At 67.8% G+C, this 18,174-nt stretch carries 14 protein-coding genes; 5 read left to right on the forward strand and 9 right to left on the reverse strand.

The annotated features are described in order from the left end of the window. Positions 1-85 precede the first annotated feature (85 nt). From ACLII4_RS16990 to ACLII4_RS17005, 4 genes are all read left to right on the forward strand, one after another. Positions 86-907 carry a helix-turn-helix transcriptional regulator gene (locus tag ACLII4_RS16990; RefSeq protein WP_412068584.1) on the forward strand — a complete coding sequence of 274 codons (822 nt, stop codon included), beginning with the start codon at positions 86-88 and terminating at the stop codon, positions 905-907. Positions 908-1,437: 530 nt separating this feature from the next. Then, positions 1,438-1,692, forward strand: coding sequence for a hypothetical protein (locus ACLII4_RS16995; RefSeq protein ID WP_412068585.1), 255 nt, complete (start codon positions 1,438-1,440; stop codon positions 1,690-1,692). Positions 1,693-1,745: 53 nt separating this feature from the next. Beyond that, positions 1,746-2,291 carry a hypothetical protein gene (locus ACLII4_RS17000; protein WP_412068586.1) on the forward strand — a complete coding sequence of 182 codons (546 nt, stop codon included), beginning with the start codon at positions 1,746-1,748 and terminating at the stop codon, positions 2,289-2,291. Positions 2,292-2,505: 214 nt separating this feature from the next. After that, complete coding sequence (locus ACLII4_RS17005; protein ID WP_412068587.1) at positions 2,506-2,979, forward strand: LexA family protein; 474 nt, start codon at positions 2,506-2,508, stop codon at positions 2,977-2,979. Between the two features lie 6 nt (positions 2,980-2,985). Here ACLII4_RS17005 and ACLII4_RS17010 read toward each other — a convergent pair whose 3' ends face one another. Further along, positions 2,986-3,843, reverse strand: coding sequence for a 3'-5' exonuclease (locus ACLII4_RS17010; RefSeq protein WP_412068588.1), 858 nt, complete (start codon positions 3,841-3,843; stop codon positions 2,986-2,988). Positions 3,844-3,999: 156 nt separating this feature from the next. Here ACLII4_RS17010 and ACLII4_RS17015 point away from each other — a divergent pair, with 156 nt between their 5' ends. Then, positions 4,000-5,652 carry a sigma-54-dependent transcriptional regulator gene (locus tag ACLII4_RS17015; protein WP_412068589.1) on the forward strand — a complete coding sequence of 551 codons (1,653 nt, stop codon included), beginning with the start codon at positions 4,000-4,002 and terminating at the stop codon, positions 5,650-5,652. Here ACLII4_RS17015 and ACLII4_RS17020 read toward each other — a convergent pair. The 8 genes from ACLII4_RS17020 to ACLII4_RS17055 all read right to left on the reverse strand — a co-directional run bounded on the left by ACLII4_RS17020 (position 5,624) and on the right by ACLII4_RS17055 (position 18,155). Then, positions 5,624-6,514 (reverse strand): hypothetical protein, encoded by an 891-nt coding sequence (locus ACLII4_RS17020; RefSeq protein WP_412068590.1) that lies wholly within the window; start codon positions 6,512-6,514, stop codon positions 5,624-5,626. The two genes, ACLII4_RS17015 and ACLII4_RS17020, sit on opposite strands and share 29 nt — an antisense overlap. Next, positions 6,507-7,580, reverse strand: a complete 1,074-nt coding sequence (locus tag ACLII4_RS17025; protein WP_412068591.1) for a reverse transcriptase domain-containing protein — start codon at positions 7,578-7,580, stop codon at positions 6,507-6,509. The genes ACLII4_RS17020 and ACLII4_RS17025 overlap by 8 nt, the downstream gene beginning before the upstream one ends. A 299-nt stretch (positions 7,581-7,879) precedes the next feature. Then, on the reverse strand, positions 7,880-11,182 hold the full coding sequence (locus ACLII4_RS17030; RefSeq protein WP_412068592.1) for a Swt1 family HEPN domain-containing protein: 3,303 nt from the start codon (positions 11,180-11,182) through the stop codon (positions 7,880-7,882). A gap of 19 nt (positions 11,183-11,201) precedes the next feature. Next, entirely contained in the window at positions 11,202-12,092 is an 891-nt protein-coding gene (locus ACLII4_RS17035; protein ID WP_412068593.1) for a hypothetical protein, read from the reverse strand. 127 nt (positions 12,093-12,219) lie between these two features. Beyond that, positions 12,220-12,792, reverse strand: coding sequence for a hypothetical protein (locus ACLII4_RS17040; RefSeq protein ID WP_412068594.1), 573 nt, complete (start codon positions 12,790-12,792; stop codon positions 12,220-12,222). A 675-nt stretch (positions 12,793-13,467) separates the two neighbouring features. Further along, entirely contained in the window at positions 13,468-14,766 is a 1,299-nt protein-coding gene (locus tag ACLII4_RS17045) for a GTPase family protein (RefSeq protein ID WP_412068595.1), read from the reverse strand. Positions 14,767-14,805: 39 nt separating this feature from the next. Beyond that, positions 14,806-17,760 (reverse strand): DUF1156 domain-containing protein, encoded by a 2,955-nt coding sequence (locus ACLII4_RS17050; RefSeq protein WP_412068596.1) that lies wholly within the window; start codon positions 17,758-17,760, stop codon positions 14,806-14,808. A 71-nt stretch (positions 17,761-17,831) separates the two neighbouring features. After that, positions 17,832-18,155: a hypothetical protein gene (locus tag ACLII4_RS17055; protein WP_412068597.1), complete on the reverse strand. Its 324-nt coding sequence runs from the start codon at positions 18,153-18,155 to the stop codon at positions 17,832-17,834. Between the last annotated feature and the right edge of the window lie 19 nt (positions 18,156-18,174).

Below are 18,174 nucleotides of genomic sequence, written 5' to 3' on the forward strand. Positions count from 1 at the left end.
AGTCAGGGGGATCGTTCGATTGACAGGTGACACGAGCCTACGGCTGTGCCTACACTCCGTCAACTGTGAACCCGCCCGCTCCCTCATGCCCGACGACGCCAGCGCCCAAGCCCTCGACGCCAACCGGTTCGCCGACGCCCTCCTTCAGGCCCTTTCTCAGAAGTCGATGAGCCAGCGCGAGCTGGCCGAGCACCTCGGCATCCGCCAGCAGTCCGTCTCGGGGTGGATCAACGGCCGCGCCCGCCCCTCCACCGAGAACCTCCAGGAGACGCTCGCCATCCTCGACATCGCCTGGGACGACGTCCGCCGCCGCGCCCTCCCACTCCCGACCACGTCGGACGCTCGCGAGACCACCGTCGCCGTCTACACCGACGTCCGGGCCTCGGGCGGCCCCGGCTTCCTGGTCGGCGACGTCGACGGCGACGAGGCCCGCCGCCTCACGACGCCCAAGGAGATCCTGACGTCCCTCCTCGGGTTCTGGCCCGGCGACGGCCTCGGGGCCATCTACGTCGTCGGCGACTCGATGGTCGACCCCACAGCCACCTCAGGCGGACTCCCAGACGGCCAGCTCGTCCTCTTCGAGCCCGTCACCTCCGTCCTCTCGGGCCATCGCCACGTGCTCACCGTCGACGACGACGCATGGGGCCCCCGCGTCTTGGTCAAGCGCCTCTCGATCGGCCTCGACGGCTCGCTCGTCGTCGCCTCCGACAACCCCCTCGCGGAGATCCCCGCCGAGCGGCTCCTCCCCGACCAGGAGGGCGGCCTCACCCACGCCGAGACCGGCCGGCCCGTCGACCTCGCCGTCGTCGGCCGCGTCGTCTGGCCCCGCGAGTCCGACGACGAGCGGACGGTCAAGAGCGTCACGCGCGCCATCGAGCGGCTCGTCGAAACCGGCGTCCTCAGCTGACGGATTAGCTGCTCGCGCTGCCGGCCGACGAGCGGCCCGCACCCGCTCGGTGACCCCAGACCTCTGGCGGACGCCCCGCCCGCGGCGCGGAGTCCCGCCCCGCGCGCATCCCGACACTCTCCGCCTTCCCTCGCCGGCCTCGCTGCGCGTGCCCCGCTCGGCTCGGTGAGCACGGTCCCAGGCTGACAGGCCGCTGGCGCCCGGCCCTCCGGGTCCGGCGCGGTGCGTCGAGGGCTGGCCTCCCTGCGGTCAGGGGAACAGCGGTGCAGCCTGCGGCCGCGGTCTCGGGTGTGCGCCCGGGGGCTCACGCAAGGTCGGCGCGACGGGCCGACAAGCGGCCCTCTCCGGGCTGCGGCAAGGGGCGCGGTCCCGACGGGCCCGCTCCGTGCTCGCCTCCGCGCTGCGCTTGTGCGGCTCCGCGCGGCCCTGGCCTCCGCCCTCCGCGCGCGAATGCGGGGCTTTCAGCCCCCGGGCGCTGGGCCTCTCGGTCCCCCTCGGGTGCTGCTTGTCCAACCCACACCCCCACTTCCATGCGCATTCGCTTCGAACGCCTCGGCCGCACCGGCTTCGTCATCACCGACGTCGCCCGCCCCTGGCGCACCCTCGTCGTCTACCAAGACCGCGATCCGGCCGCCTTCGCCGCCCTCCGCGAGCTCGAGCTCGACATGGCGTCCGTCACCCCGGCCCGGGAGCAACGCCTCCACGGCGTCATCCGCGACGCGTGGGCCCTCCGGGATCAGCTCTTCGGCCGTCCCGCCCTGCCTGCCCGCCGCCACGCCGCCTAGCCCCTCCGCCCCGCTGGTGGCCGTCGTCGCCAGCGGGGCCATCCCCTCCCGTCATGTCTGCTTCCTCTGCCCACAAGCTCCCCTGCTCCCTAGAGCCCGCCCGGCTCTCGCCGGCCGCCTGCCCGTGCTGCAAAGGCGACGGCGTCATCCACTACCGCGAACGCGACCCCCGCACGGGCCGGATCGCCTACGAAGGCGTCGAGCCCTGCGAAGGGTGCGACGGCGTCGCCTGGCCCGGCCTCGTCTACGCCTGCCCCGGACCCCGATCCGGGGGCGGCCTCGGTCCCGTCGTGCGCGAGTCGGCCCGCGTCTACCAGCTCCACCCACCGCGCTTCCCGCTTGGCCTCCTGATCGCCACCCCTGGCGCGCTCGCCCTCGCCCGTCGGCACGGCGTCGATCTCTTCGCCCTCCTCCGGCGCCACCGCGCCGGCGACTGGGGTGCGGTCTGCGACGACGACGCGCTCGCCAACGACCTCGCCCTCGATCCGGCGTGCCTGGCCCGGCTCCTCTCGGTCTACGACACCCCCGGCGGCCGGCTCTGGGTCATCACCGAGGCGGACCGGTCCGCGACCACGGTCCTCCTGCCCTCCGAGTACTAGCCCCGCTCTTGGCGGCCCCGATCGGGGCCGCCAAGCGTCGCCCCTCCCACGCCCAACATCGAAGGCCCCGCCCTGGGCAAGGACGAGACGCGCACGGACTCGCGCGCAGAAAGGCCTACCAACGCGATTTCAGACTCCAGTGACACGACCCCGGCACACCCTCTCCTGACCCTAACGGCAGCTCCACTTCATACACCTAGCCCCCTCCTCCCGCATGGAGCTCGCCGCCCGCCCCCTCCGCGACACCGACGTTTGGACCCCCGAAACCCTTCCCGACGCCCTCGCCCCGCTTGCCCGACGCCAAATCCTGTACGCCTCGCGCGTCTCGGCCGGCCCGCCGCTCCCGACCGAGGACGACGCCGAGCGCGTCGCCACGCTCGACGAGGTCATCGGCGCCACGCCCGAGACCACGTTCTTCCTCGGCGTCGAGGGCGACTCGATGGTCGACGCCTGCATCCACGACGGCGACCTCCTCGTCGTCGACCGGACCCGCCAGCCGGCCGACGGCGACATCGTCGTCGCGGCCCTGAACGGTGAGCTGACGGTCAAGCGGCTCCGCCATCGTAACGGGCTCGCCTTCCTCCTCCCAGAGAACCCGGACTACGCGCCCATCGAGGTCGACGAGTACAGCGACCTCACCGTATGGGGCGTCGTCACCCACGTCCTCCACGACGTGAGACGCTCGTAACTCGACTCACTCCACGGATGTGTGGGGGCTGAGGCATTCCCGTTGGAGCCGAGCCTCACGCCAGCTGTCGAGGTAATCGGCTAGATGCTCCTTGCTGGCCCCCTCACGCTCGAGCATCTCCTCGACGAGCCCCTGCTCCGCGACGTACTCCTCCGTTGTGAAGCACCCGGCGAAGTGCGCCGACCGGAGCCACACCAAGTACGTCGTCACCGCGTCGCACTCATTGTAGGCGACGATCCGGGCGTGCTCCCCCCGAAGCCACATCTCAGCGACCGCATCCCCGCTCCCGTTCGTCTTGGACGGGATCCCCGCGAGTGCAGCGAGCTCACGAAGCGCCGGGGCCGACCGCCCCCCGCCGCCGGTCAGTCGCATCAGGTCCACGTTCCACTCCGAGTTCGGGTAGAAGTAGTTCGGCCCGTCCCACGGCCGCAGCGGCTGGGTACAGAACCCCGGCGCCCGCACCCCGAGGAGCATCCCTCGCTGGACGAGCACCCGGAGGTCCGCCGCCACGGAGTTGAACCCGACCAGCTGGGGCCGGTGCTCGCCCAGCGCGGTCAGAAACGTCGCCACCAGTCGCGCCTCGTCGAGGTCGCCCTCCTTCGGCAGTGAGCACAGCCGCACGGTTGCCGGCTCTGTACCACGATCGACTCGCTCGACCATCGCAGCCGACGCCACACGACACATGAGCGGCTTGAGGTACGGCTGCGGGTTCTCGCCCGTCGCGCCAGCCGCGGCCCACATGGCCTCGAACACCCCGCGCTCGTCAAGGCCGGGCGGAAGGACCAGGAGCGTGCGGCCGGCCGCGGCGTCGGGGACCCACTCGAGGTCGAAGGCCCACACTTTCGGAAGTACACGTCGGATCATGATCGAGGAGGAGAGTTCGCAGCACGCCATTGACAAGGGCATGCCACTCTCCTCATGCGCGTCTGCGCCCGTCAAAGCCCGGTTGCCAAGTTGAGACGGCGAACGGTTCGTCTGCCACGGCGCAAGTAGGTTCGTGAACCCGCTCCTTCCCGTCAGATGTCCGCCCCTGCCCTCGTCTCCTGGATCGCCCGCAACAACGACCCCTTCGAGCGAGAGCGCCGGTCCCCCGAGTTGGCTCTTGGCCCAGACCGGAAGCCCGTCCCCGGCCCGACGCTTACGCTCCTCTTCGACGATGACTCGCCCTATCAGGGCCAGATCAAGGACGTATTCCTCCTGGCCCAGATCCATCCGGACTCCGCCGACGAACGCGCAGCGGCCCAGCGGGTCATCCAAGAAACCACGGCCGCCATCGCGGAGCGCGATGCCACGGTCCGAGTCCACACCCGCTTCTGGAAAGGCACGGACCCGACCGACCACCGGGCCATCTACGACTTCCTCCGCGAGCACCTCCCGCTCATCCGAAACGCCGTCCCGGGCCAAGAACTCATCGTCCACGCCAGCCCCGGCACGGGCGCCATGCATACGGTTTGGATCCTGCTCTCGGAGACCGGAATGATCGACGACCCATTTGCCGTCGTCCAAACCGTCCCCCGCCGCTTCCGCTCCCCCGGGGACCCTGCCGTTCTCCCCGTCCAGATCGGTATCGACACGCTGTACAAGACGGTCCGGGCGTCGCGACCCGCACATCCCTCGGACTCGGAAGAACCCGCGTTTTGGGACCCGTCGCGTTTCCGATCCGACGCACTCAAGCGCGTGTACGATGAGGCCCGCCGCTACGCCCCGCTCGATGTCCCGGTCCTCATTCTCGGCGAGCGGGGCACTGGCAAGACCACCCTGGCCTCGTGGATCCGCGCCAACAGCCCGTTCCGGAAGCCCGGCCTCGACGATGCCTGGCCCTCCGTCCCGTGCGGCCAGTACGCCCCAGAGACTATGCGGGCCGAATTGTTCGGCTACACCAAAGGATCCTACACCGGGGCCGACCGCGACCACGACGGCCTCCTGCATCGCGCGGATGGGGACACCCTCTTCCTCGACGAGATCGGAGACGTCTCCAGCGACCTCCAGCGCCTCCTCATCCGCGCCATCGAAGACGGCTCGTACACCCCCCTTGGCTCCCCCGAGCGGAAGACCAGCGACTTCCGACTCCTGACCGCCACCAACGTCCCCGTCGCGGAGCTCCACGGGCGGCTCGATCCAGATTTCCTCGACCGCATCAGCCCCCTCCAACTCCGAGTCCCTCCTCTCCGTGAGCTCACCGACGACCACGATTGGATATGGCGCGGCGTCTACTACGAGGCCGCCTCACGCGCCGGTGTGAATCCAGATGCACTCGCGGAGGAGAGTCACGGACGGGTCGTTTCCATCCTCCAAGGGCACCCCCTCCCCGGCAACGTCCGCGACCTGTACCGTGTAGCCTATCGCCTTTTGGCCCACGCCGACGACGTCGAGGACCGCCTGGACGCGCTCACGACGGACGCACTCGCAGGCGGCGCTTCTGCTTCGGAGACCGGCACGGCGGAGGACTCGCCAGTCGCTTCCACGCTCCGTGCGTGCGCCAATGGCACCTCACTCGACTCGGTCTACAGTCAGCACGGACCGATCCCTGCGAAGGCGACGATCACTGCCGTCAAGTCCCACATCGCGCAAGAGGTCCGCGACCTCGCCAAGCGCCGCGACCTCCGAATCAACGACGTCGCCGACGTTACGGACCGGACCCTACTCAACTGGAGCGATCTGAATCCTCAGTAGCAGGTCCCTCGGCCGGGGCCGGCTTCCCCCATTCCGCGCGGCGCTCAGCCATGTCCGCCTCGACCTCTGCCAGCGCCGCTCGGACGACTTGGTAATCCTCCTTTTGGTAGAAGCCTTCTGCATTCCGATTCTTGAAGGACGGCTGCCCCTCACGGCCATGGCTCATAGCATTTCGTACCTCGCGGACGCGCACGAGGACCCAGTACCGGTTGTAGCTCGGCGTTGAATTCCGACGGGACGCTCTCAGGTAGTCGTCCGCATACAGGAACACGAACACGAACTCCAGGAGGTCAGCCATCGAGTTCCGAGTGACATCATCGTACAGCGGCTCGACCTGGTAGTCTCTCCAGCCGGAGACATCTCGACCTTCCTGTTCAGCTCGCCGCTTGGCCCGCTCGGTCCGCTCCTTCCGAGCCTGTTGTAGGAGGTCCCACGTCACAGACACCGCCGCGGGGACCGCGTCCCGAGCATCGCAAACGAACGTGCCCACTTCCTCCTCGAGCATGGTGAAGGCCCGCCTGCAGAACTCCCCAAACGCGCCCTCGGCTTCTGACTGAGCCAGTGCAGCCCGGTCGGCCTCGTGTTCAGGAGATGCGAGAGACTGGACGACCTCTGCCCCATCGTCCGGGGCGGATGGGGATGTCCCCCCGTCTGTCTCAAATGACGACGACCACTTCTTGAACGTCATGCTGAACGCCCGCTCCAGGTATGCTCGGACGCTGTTGAGCGCCTGATCTCGGGTGACGACCTCGCCCTGTAGCCTCTCGATCTCTCGGAGCAACGCTTGAAGGGCAAGCCGTGACTCGCCATCCGCTACGCGTTCGACGAGGTCTTTGAGTGTCTGGGGAGGTCGTTCACTCATGGTCAGTCACCGTGGCGGGAGGTGGTGCAGCCGTCAGGGCATCGAACTGCCCGCGGTACTTGTGATAGACGGGGTCCGCGTCTCCCCGCACCATCACGAGGTACGCCAACTTTCCCTCGACGACAGCACGGTACGAGGGAGCCCCGCGCCCGGGCCCACGGTGCCCATGGGCGTACTTCCGTCGGTACTCAGTTTCGGCGGCCTCGAGCCCGAACTTCCGCCACGCGTGGAGCATCGCCCGGATCTGACGGACGTACCGCCGCTGCACGTTTGGAAAGACGTTGACCGTCAGGCCCGTCACCTCCTGGCGAAACTCCCTCGTCTGGAGCCGCACCTTCCTGTCGTTCACTCGGAACCCACTTCGCTCCAAGACCGATAGCAACTCCGGTCCGAGACGAACGTCGTCGCCGTCAGCGGCCGCCAGTTCCCGCGGGAAGTCCTTTCGGTTCGTTGAAAACGTCAGGTCATCGGCGTAGCGGGTGTACGTCGACCGGCACCGCCCCGCAAGCCGTTGGAGGGCCGAGTCCATCCCCCAGCAGACCATGTTCGCCAGGACCGGCGATGTCGGGGCTCCCTGCGGAAGCTGGTTGTCGTGGCAGGCAATCTGTGCCAACACGGTCGCCACCTCTGCCGACCGACCGTAGGGTCTCCCCATCAGGAGCCCACGCACACGGCCAAAATTGACCGATGGAAAGAAGTCCTCCAGGTCCACGTTGAGCACGTACCGGCGTCGAGCGTGAGCCCCCGCGTTCGTCCGGACGCTCCGGCCGGGCACGAACCCGTGCACGCTGTTACGAGGCTCGTAGACCGCCTGGAGCACTTGATTCAGCTTTCGCTGGAGGATCTTGAGCCCCCCCCCAGGCGCACGGATCTCGCGGACGCCCCCGGAGCGCTTGGGGATCTCGAACGTCACGTACCGACGCTCGGGGTCCGACCCGTAGAGGTGCCACACCATCCGGTCGTAGCGCACCTCGAGCAGCGCGGCCACGTCACGTGCGGTCTCAAGGGCGAAGAATCGCTCTCGAAGGATATCTGGCGACGAGGCGAGGGTGAGGGATTCAGGCATAGAGAGCGGCACGTTCGGAGGCCCCGCAGCGATTCTCACCTACTGCGCCGCGACCGCTTAGACGCCGGAACAGTCCAGAGCCCAGGGATTCGCATACGCGAGCGCATAAAGAGAACCTTGTCGAGAACCGTCGCAGGATCGACGACGGAAAGCAATCCGCCGCAGGGCCTCCGAACGTGTCGAGTCTGTTCAGTCACGAGCCTATCCAGCCCCGTGCCAAGCCGTGAGGGAGCCCAATGAGGCTAGTGAGTGGAGGCGTCCCAGACGGACGCGTCTGGCAGCCGGAAGAAACGTGCGGCCTACTCATCCTCGAACCCGGCCTGGTCGAACTTCAGCGTCCGCGCGTTCTCCGTCACGGTCCGCACCACGTTGTCCGGTGCGCCATCGGGCACCTCGGCGTGAATCTCGAGGGTGACGCGGACATTCGCGCCCCCCAGGGCCGCCAAGTGCTGTACAACGGCCTCGGCGATCTGGCCCGCGTCGCGGCCCATCCGGACCGCGTCGAGCGCCACGCTCCCGTGGAACCTCCGCGCCTTCGGGGCCGGCGCAGAATCGCCCTCCGGCGTCACCTCTGGCTGCGTCGTTCCAGAGTCCGACACCTCCGGCGTCTCCTCGTCTTCCCCCGGCGTGTACTCCGGCTGCTTCGCGGCCGCGTCCGCAGCCCGCTGGCGCTGCGCCGCCGCTGGCGTCACCAGCAGGCTCTCGGCGTCGAGGTAGACGCTCGTCCGCTCGCCGGCCTTGAGCCCCATGTAACGCTCGTCCGCCTTCGCCGATGCGTAGGCGAAGTACTCCGTCCACGCCAGGTCCTGCACGCCCGTCTGGACCGCGTCCACGAGCACCGCGCTCGACCGGAGCCGCGGAAGGTACAGGTACCGCGCGAAGTCCTCCGCCAGCTGCTGCATCCGCACCGCCTCCTCGCCGCGCCACAGGCCATAGCGCTCCATCGCCATCTGCAGTCGGACGGGCGCGAACTCTGTAAACAGGGCCTCCTCGCGGACCAGCTTCTTCGCCGCCCGCTCTGCGAGCGCCTCGCCCCCCTGGAGCCGGCTCTCCGTCCACTCCACCTCGGGCGACTTCGGGTCCTCCTGCATGGGCGCCAGCAGCCACACGTACGTCTCGCGCACCCGCTGCTCCACCGTCTCGCCTGACGTCTTCTTCTTCGACGCCGCCTGGCTCCGCGCAAACGGCGTCAGCCCGAGGTCGTCCGTCTCTGTGACGATCGACGACCACGCCAGGTACTGCGCGACCGCGTCCCGCAGCTCCGACACCCGGGCCTCGTCTGGCGCCAGGTACACGAGGGCGTTCCGGTACAGACGCTGCGCGTCGCCCCGCTGCGTCAGCATCTCCGACGCCGCTGCGCGCGCCTTGCTCGACGTGTCGCGGGCGCTGTGCGGGTACGCGGGCCCCAGCACCACGAGCCGCGCTTCCTGGTCGTCGGGCACGTCGGACGACGCCGACGGCGCCACGTGGACGGCGTGGAACGGTCCACGCTGGGCCTTCGTCGCCTGTGCCAGCCGTCGCTCGATCTCCTCGTGCAGCCGGTGCGTCTCCCGCCGGATCTGACCCGCCCGGCCCGCCGCCAGCCGGTTGACGTTGGGCTGCTCGTCGAACCAGTACTGGCTCTGGTTCTCGTACAGGTGCGCCGCCTGGTCCGAGAGCCGCCGGAGTGCGTCCCCGAACGTCGCCGTCGTTTCGCCGGGCTGGACCGACCCCAGCCGGATCCGCGCGTCCGTGATCCCTGGGTTCGCACTCCCCGACCGGGGGACGGTCCCCATGAACACGGTCCGCGCGACGCGCCGGGCGGCGCTGTAGCGCCCCAGCGTCGAGGCGTTCTCCTCGTCGATCCGGAGGGGCAGCGCCCCCTCGCCGTCCACGTCCTTCTCCAGGATCGGGCCCCAGTTGTCGTTGAGGTAATTGCGGATCTCACCCTGTACCGTCGGGGCGTGGAGCGGCACCGACGCCGGCAGGATCAGGAGCCCGTTGTCGCCCCCGTCCCACAGCGTGTGGATCACCTGCGCCATCAGGCGGAGCACGCCGCGCGTCCGCTGGAACCGCTCCAGGCTCCCCCACTCCTCGTACAGCTGGCGGAAGAGCTCGGGGTGGATCGGATACGCCGCCTTCATCCGGTCGGCGTAGTCCTGCTCGCAGCACCCGTCCGGGAAGTCCTTCTTCTGCTCGTTGTAGAGCTGGATGAACGACCGCACGACGGCGTCACGGAGCGGGTACCGCTCCTCCGGGATCGGCTGGAATAGCCGACGCCGCACGATCTCGAAGCTCTCCTCGGCCGTCGCCGGACGCCACGGACTCTGCACCCGGCCGATCGCGTTCTTCAGCCGAATGAGGGCATCCTTGCCCCGTTGGCCACCGACCTCGATGTCGCTGGAGGGGATGGACACGACCAGCATCGCGTTCGGCACCGCCTTCACGGCCTCACTCAGCGTCTGCGCAAACGTGAACTGCGTGTCGAACGAGCCGCCCGGCAGGTCGGCCTCGTCGTGGAGCTGGCGCGCGTACGCCACCCACTCGTCGATCAGGATCAGCGCCGGCCCGAACTGCCGGAACACCTCGTCGATCTGGTCGCCGGGGTTCGTGCCCGTCTCGTCGGCCGCGCGCACCAGCTCGTAGGCCGGGCGACCACCCAGCTGCCACGCCAGCTCGCCCCACAGCGTTCGCACCTCCGTCCCGTCGTCCTTCACGAGGGGCGCCCCCGGCGGAATCTTATTGCCCACCAGGACCGCCCGCTTGACGCCAGGCGGAGGTACCACACCCGCGTCTGTCAGCACGGGCTCAAGTCCCGGGAGTGAACCCTCGTCCACACCGGAGAACAGGTGGAAGAGCGCGAGCATCGAGTGCGTCTTGCCTCCGCCAAAGTTCGTCTGCAACTCGATGACCGGGTCCCCGCCCGCGCCGTTCAGCCGCTTCAGCGCTCCGATGAGCAGGTTTCGGAGCCCCTCGGTCAGGTACGTCCTGCGGAAAAACTCGTCGGGCTTCCGATACTCCAGGCTCCCCTCGTCCTTGTACACCTGCCACAGGTCGGCCGCGAACTCGGCCTGGCTGTACTGTCCCTTCTGGACATCGGGGTGCGGCTCCACGACATCGCGCCACGGGCTCAGCCCCGCCTGCGGCTTCCCTGATAGCTCCGCTTCGCGCTTTGCCTGGCGCTGCTTCCACCGAGCCTGCTCCTCCAGCTTCTGCCGCATCACGTCGTTGCGCATCTCGTCCAGCGCCGAGGCCTCCTCGGGCGCCGAGATCGCGTCGAGCAGCCGGTGCATTGTGTCCAGCGCCCGGTGCGTGTCATCGCTCGAGAACTGCTTCTTGTGATGGGCGTGGTCGTTCCGCACCTCCATCAGCTCGCTCACGTAGTTCCGGCCGTTGTGGCCGAGCGCGTCGTCGAACACGGCCCGCCAGTGCCCGATCATGACCCGGAGCAGCGTCTGGGGGTCGTTCCAGTTCGGGTCGGAGACGTGGTGCAGCGTCGACGCCGCGTTCGATTCCCAATCGGTGCCGTAGGCGTGCTCCATCTCCCGCTCGAAGTAGGGACGGAGCCCCTCGGAGAGGGTGAGGAAGCCGCGGTCGATGCGGTCGCGATTGCTAAGTGCCATTCGTTCGTGTCGTCGTTCGTTACTGAGTAGAGTCGGGCCGCGGTAGCAGCTCGCGAAGGTCGTTCGTGAAGGCGCCAGCGTCCTCGCGCGTCAGCGTCCGGTCCGCTACCGCCCGTGCGTGTTCGAGAACCGCCAGCGCTCCCTCCGCCTCGTCGTCGCCGAACAACTCCGCGACGATCCTGCGCGCCTCGATGACGATCTCGTCGTCGAGATACTGGTCTCGGAGCGCCTCGGCTTGCTGGAAGTCCTCGGCCGTCATCATCGCGACGATCCGGTACAGATCATAGGCGTGGTACCGGCCGTATTCCTTCTCCTCGTTCTCGCGCTGATCCCGATAGGCAAACAGCTTCAGGAGGAGAAATGAGAACGGGTGAGGGACGAGGACTTCGAGGCCGGCCTCACCCAGAGGGAGTACGAGGGTGTGCTCTGAGACGATGAAAGCCTCCGGGGTCGCTCGGGCATGAATTACGGGATCGTCGTCTCCACGATCTCGCGGCCCCACTCGTGAGGACTTCAGCTTCACCTTCTTCCGTAGCTCGTTACCTGGCCTAGGCGGGGGCGCGAGCAGGTCCACCTTGAGCTTCCTTTCTGCACCCGCGTACTCTACGGGGCGGTCGAACTGAAAGTACTTCGCCTTATCAACCACCTTGAAGCCACGGTCGTCCAGTACCGTCCTGATCGCCGCCATCTTCTCGGCGTCGGCCACAAGTTCGACGGTCAAGAACACGTCGAGGTCGTTCGTAGACCGCGCTGTCGGGATCGGGCGGAGCGTCGGCACCTCGCTCTCCTCGACGTGCTGCTGGCGGAGCAGGAGCCCGTACCCGCCTCCGATGATCACCGGCACACCGTGCGGTTCGAGCGCCGCTGCTAGCCGCTGAAGCTCGTCGCCGAGCAGGTCGAGGATCGTCATTGCCCTACCCCTGCCACAGCCTGCGGACGGACGCTTATCGGGATCACGATCATCATCATGATCATCCTGATGATCCACATCATCGGACTCGGCGGACCCAGGTCTCTCGTCATTGTCATGATGGTCATCATCGTGATGCCTCGGCAGTGGAGAGAAGGCTCTCACGCAGGTCTCCGGCGATCTCCTTCTCCCGCTTGCCGCCCTGCATCAGCTGGAGGTAGACCTCCAACGACGACGCCCAGAGAAAGCCGTCGGCCTCTTCAGGATCGAAGAAGACGCCGGGCTCATCTACCACTCGGACGACGACGTTGGCGAATCGGGAGGCAGGCTCTAGATCGAAGGCGTCGCGGAGGTCCGATCCGATGCTCGGCTCGACGTAGACCTCCAAACGCTCCCGCGCCTCGGGGGCGATGACGTACCGCTGCGGGTCGAACCCTACGATCCGAGCACCTGCCTCCTCAGCTCGCTCCCGTAGGCGACGCAACAGCTCTGGACCGAGGTTGGCGTTCGCCTCAAATGTCTCCGTTGGCTTTGGGACTTCGTAGGCGTCGACGAGCGAGTCCAGCAGCTTCTTTGGCTGGAGCAGGCGCACCCCGTGTCCCCGCTTTCGGACCACGAGATCCTCCTCAAGGACCGAGAGCACCTTCGATACCTGGCTCATGCTGATAGAAGCCCCTCGGTACTTGATCTCCTCACGCACGTGACCGACTGCCTCATACCAAGGGCGAAGCAAGAGAGCTCGCCCCACCAAGGCGCTCTTTCCCCGGAATGGCGCACGTGAGCGCCGCTTCGTGTAGCGGTTTGGGTTGCCGTGCTGATAGAACCAACACCGCTCTCCGTGAAGGATCCCGTTGCCGCAAAGGTCCAAGGCGTTCACTCCCATCTCCCGCACGAGACTCAGAGCAGGGCGGTTCAAGTAAGGCATCACGAGCACCCTGTGCCTCCGAGACTCAGGAGGAGGGAGCGGGGACCGCTCCAAGAGTTGCCATGCTGCGTGCTTCACCTCGCGGAGCGACCGGCCCTGTTTGAACTCGACCTCGTACCAGCCCAGGTCATCAAGCCCCTGATATTCATTCCAGCGCCGCTCTGCGTCGCCCCACCGGACAGAGTGGCGTCCCCACCGGTCCTCGGGGCCTTCCCACCGAAGACGTAGCACCGCGTCCACATGATCGGGCAGATCAAGGACACGCTCGACCTCGACCTTCAGGGGGCCGAGGTCAAGGTGCTCCAGCACGTCGGGGAAGTCGTTCTGTGAAGCCATTTTCCTGTTAGGGCCGGTTTTCCTGTACAGGAAAGTAGGGCCGATCTGGAAAATGGCTTCGAAAAGCCTTCACCCTCATGATGACCGTGCGGGGGCAGGAGGAGCACGGCAGCCTCATGCGGCCTGGGTAGTCGGCGCTCCGTACGAGTCCTGGGCCTCCTTCTGCTGCTCCTTGAGGTACGTCTGGAGCTGCCCGCGCGGGAGGTCGTCGACGTAGTGGGCGATCGCCGTCTTGCCCAGCCCCAACGTCGCGCCGTACGAGACGGCAGCTGACACTGCGTTGCCGGCGACGGGGATCATCTTGACCAACCCCCGCGCCAGCTCGCGGAAAGCGAAGCCCGCGCCGACGTTGACGCCGAGGGCGGCGAGAAACTCGCCCGCGGTCTCCACCGACATCCGGCGTCCCGCGATGTACGCGATGGCTGTCACCATCCCCACTTGGACCGCCGTGATCGGGCCGATGTCGGCCACGGGGACGGGCGTCGCGGCGATGCCGCCACAGACGACGGCGCAGCTCTGCGCGACGCGCCCACTCACCTTCCGTTGAATGTGGCGGATCTGGGCCATCCGCGCCAGTTCCACCTTGGCTTCGTTGGGCAACTCCTCTTCCAGCGTCGTCACCAGCTGCTCGATCCGCCAGCGCCGGTCCGAGCGGAGTGTGCCGTCGGTCTTCCAGCTCTGGTAGGCCGAGACGCCCATCACGCTGATGACGTGGTCCCGGATCTCGTCGCGGGCGTGGAGCTTGGCGTCGAGCTGGTGCTCGATCCGCCGGATCCGCTCCAGCTTCTCCGTCCGCTCGTCCTCGTCGGACTCGTCGGTGTGGAGGTACACGTCCTGTGGCTCCACCTGATCGCAGTGGGTGACCACGCCGAACACAGGCGGGACGTAGCCGTGCGCGGCCTTGGCCTCCTTCATCGCGTGCGCCAAGCCGTCGAGGTCCCCGTCGATGGCGGCGTCCACCTCGGTGGCCTTCACGATGAACAGGAAGGCGTCGGGACCCTTCTCGCGGATCGCCTTCGCGACGGACGCCTCGGGCGTCTCGGCCGCGTCGTCCTCGTCGGGGGTCGAGCCCTCCTGCAGGCCCCGGGTGTCGAGCAGGTCGATCGTGCCCAGCTTGCCCTCGTACTCGCGCCAGACGCCCCGGCCGGTCATGGCCTTCTCATGGCCTACCTCGGACACCTTCTCGCCGAAGATGGCATTGATGAGCGACGACTTCCCGCTCCCACGCCGCCCGACCAGGGCGAAGCGAGGGTGACGGTGCTCGACGACGAGCGTCCGCAGTTCGTGGATCTCCTTCTTGAGGCGAGCGGCCAGGACCTCGGGGAGCTTGTCGAGCAGCGACTCGGCCTCAGAGAGGGCATCCGCGAACTCCTTCTGGGCGCGGTCGGAAACGGTCTTCTTGAACGAGGGCATGGGGCGGACTGTGGGGGGTTGATGAGTGGGGGATGGGGATTACAGGCCGAGCTCGCCCTGCGGCGCGGGCGCCCGGGCCGCCGCCTCGGCGGCCTCGCGCTCGGCGAGCCGCTCCAGCGTGGGCCACGCCACGATGAGCCCGTTGTAGCTCAGCGCCTCGTCGGCCCGCTTCTTCTTCTCGCACAGGGCAAACAGCCGGTACGCCAGGTCGCGGGCGGCCCCGGCCGCCTCGGCGCTCCGCTGGCGGAGCCCGGCGAGCAGACGGGCCGCGGCGTCCTCGCCCTCGGTCTCGAGCGCGCGGATGAGGTGCTGCGTGCTCTCCCAGCCCGTCAGGCGGTCGTCGGCGGCCGGGTCCCAGTCGACGGGCAGCTCGTCGCGGCCCAAGAGGTGGACCTTGCCGCCGCCGCTGGCGACGATGCCCGCCGCGGCCAGGCCCTCAACGCTCGTGTTCTTGGCCGTGGCGAGGTTGTTGGCGTCGCCGAAGGCGCCGGCGTCGAACCCGAACTGCTCGTACCACACGATGGCCCAGCGCGTGTCGGTGTCGTAGGTGCCCTCCTGCTCGCTGAGGTACGTGTCCAGCGCCTCGTTGATGAGCCCGAGTGCGGTGCGGATGGTCATGGCGCTCCCGTCGGCCTCCAGGACGGAGGCGTACCGGCTGTAGACGGCCATGCCGGGGCCGATGGCGGCCTGCGGGAGATCGACCGGCGCGATGTGGCCCTTCTGGAGGTCGCGGAGCGCCTCGGGCAGCTCGCGGGCCAGCTGGCGGACGAAGTCGCCGCGCGTGGTGCGGGGGGCGTCGTCGGGGCGCGGGCGGCAGGCGAGGACGACCGACGAGGCGAGCGCGTTGCTGCCCAGGCTTCGCGTCCGGTTGCTCATCTCCGTCCGCATGGGCCAGGTGGCGGTGATCTGGAACCCGGCCTCCATCAGCCCGGCGAGGAACGTCTCCCAGCCCGTCGAGGCGGTGTCACCCTTGCCCTTGTCCTCGGTCTCGGCCTGCTTGAAGGCGTAGAAGATGGTGACGGGAAAGTCCGCGTCAGCCGCATCGCAGAGCCGGTCGAACGTGCGGACCATGCCACGCTCGAAGAACTTCTGCGCCTCGGCCGCGCCGCCGCGGCGAAAAGGGTCCGCGACGAGTTCGTCGGCCTTCGGCGTGAGCAGCGTTCCGAACAGCTCTGGGTGGACATCCGCCAGCGACTGGCGGAGCCAGACATAGAAGAAGTCCGACAGGTCAGCGTAAGGGACGTTGTCGTAATACGGGGGATCGGTCGATACAACAGGACTGATGTCGAGACTCGACCCACTTGCACTCACTTGCTTGGCTGAGCCTGGCAGAGGAGCCTCAGGCCCAGTTTCCAGGACGCGAGGCAACCAGTCCAGGCTGCTATTCCAACTCCCGGACGACTCGCTAAAGGCGTTGGCTTCCACGAAGTCCCAAACCATCGATATCGCCTGCCGCGAAAAAACATGTCCAATGCCTTCATTTTTTACATCGGAACGCCAAGTACATATTGACGACCAATAGTCAGCTGACTTGCTTGCGATCAGGCTCAGATAAGTGGCGACTGCACTCGCGTACGCCTGGGGATCATCCAAGTCTGCCCTAGCAGCTTCGCCCTGTACCCGGTCGGCCGTCTCGCGGGCTAGCTCAGAGAATGTGGTTAACGCCAACAACTGGCGCTCGCTGAACAGTTCGCTCCACTGAGTCATGCCATAGTTCTGAACCCGAAACCCAAGCGCCTTCTTGGGCAATGCCTCGCTCGGACGCCAAGTTGGTTCTGCGCTTTCGGCAGCCTCCTCGTGAACAGAGATTGGAGCGAAGTACGCACGGCTACGGTTTGACTCTGCGGCGATAGCCATGAGCCGAGTGCCCATGCCTCCTTTTTTCCCCTGCTCACGGATATAACTCAGAGGAATCGGAGAGCCTGTCAGGAGACACGTTGCCCCCGTTCGGCCAACGGTCCCCTCCTGAGGCTTGCCAGCTCCAGAGCGAATTTCGAAGTGATAGGTGTTCGATGCCCGGTCCACCACCGGCTCGATCCACGTCTGCTTCCCCTTTTTCTTGCTCAGCCAGAACGAGCGCACGAGCGGCACCTCGGCGCCGTCGGCGGCCGGGTCGGGCGAGGGCACGGTCCGCGCCCAGATCCACGCAATAGGCGTGAGCGCGTCGCCCGCCCGCAGCGTCCGCTTCTTGCCCGTCTTGGGGTCCTTGATCTGGGCCGTCCGGAGGTCCGGCCGCTCCGCCAGCATCTCGGCCGTCACAGCCACGTCGGGGTAAAGGTGCCCGATCCGCTTTTCTGCCTCGTCGCGCATCCACTGCCCGTAGTACCGCACGTCGGCCGCGAGCCCCTCGGCGCCCCGCCACTCGCGCGCGAACAGCTCCTCGTCTTTCCGCGCGTCCGGGTTCACGGGCAGCTGCCCCGCGAACTGCGGCGGGATCTCGATGAGCGCCTTGTTGATAAGCACGGCCACCGGGTTGAGGTCGCCCGCGTGGGCCTCCAGCCCCAGCCGCTGCGCCTCCAGCGGGATCGAGCCGCCGCCCGCGAACGGGTCCAGCACCGGCGGAGCGTGGTCCCGGAGGTACTGGCGCACGGCGTCCGGCTCCGTCGGGGCCTCGTCGCCCCGGTTCCACGCCAGGCTCTTCGCGATCTCGCGCTGCCCGGCCTCGATGGTGGCCGGGTCCTGGCTGTCGTCCCACGAGACCAGCCCGCGCACGACCGTCTTGCCCTTGTCGTCGGTCTCGAACCGGGCCAGCACGTCGAACAGCCGCTGGCGCTCGCGCGTCTGGTCCTCCTCGGTCGGGAAGCGGTCGGGCCACGACGAGGGGTCGTCCACCAGCTGCGCGAACAGCACGGCCCGGCACGCCGCCAGCGGTCGCCGCGCCCACCACAGGTGGAGCGTGCTCGGGTGCCCGTGCCGGATGCTCTTCTCCCGCCCCGCCTCGTGGTTGATGGCGTCGAGGGGAAGGGCGACTTCGATCAGCTTCTTTTTCTGCATGGACTTAGTTCGTTCCAGATCACCCGACGCTCCCACCGAGGCCGGGCGCCGAAGATAGTGGCTCCCCCCCTCTATCGACGGCGTCGCTTTGTCTGGCTGGGAGGCGGCGCCTCTGGCAGACCGGTGAGCCCACGCCCGCCGTGGGCCCGGTCGAGTTCGTCCTGCACGGCGTTGAACTTCTTCGTCAGCGCCCTCCGCTTCTGCTTGAGCCCACTAGTGGACGACCCGGTAGGGCGCTGCGCCAGTTGCCGCTCGATGCTCGCGATCTGGGCGCGGATGTCCCGCGCCTTTGCGGCGAGCTGCATCTTGGGATCGATGCTCGGGTTTCCTCGGAGCACATCGGCGAGGACCCGCTCGCTGAAGAACTGGGCCGACTTGCTGCTTCGCTTACTCATGGAGACGTGGAACGTGGAG

The organism is Rubrivirga aquatilis, from assembly GCF_046845665.1.
Lineage (GTDB): Bacteria > Bacteroidota > Rhodothermia > Rhodothermales > Rubricoccaceae > Rubrivirga.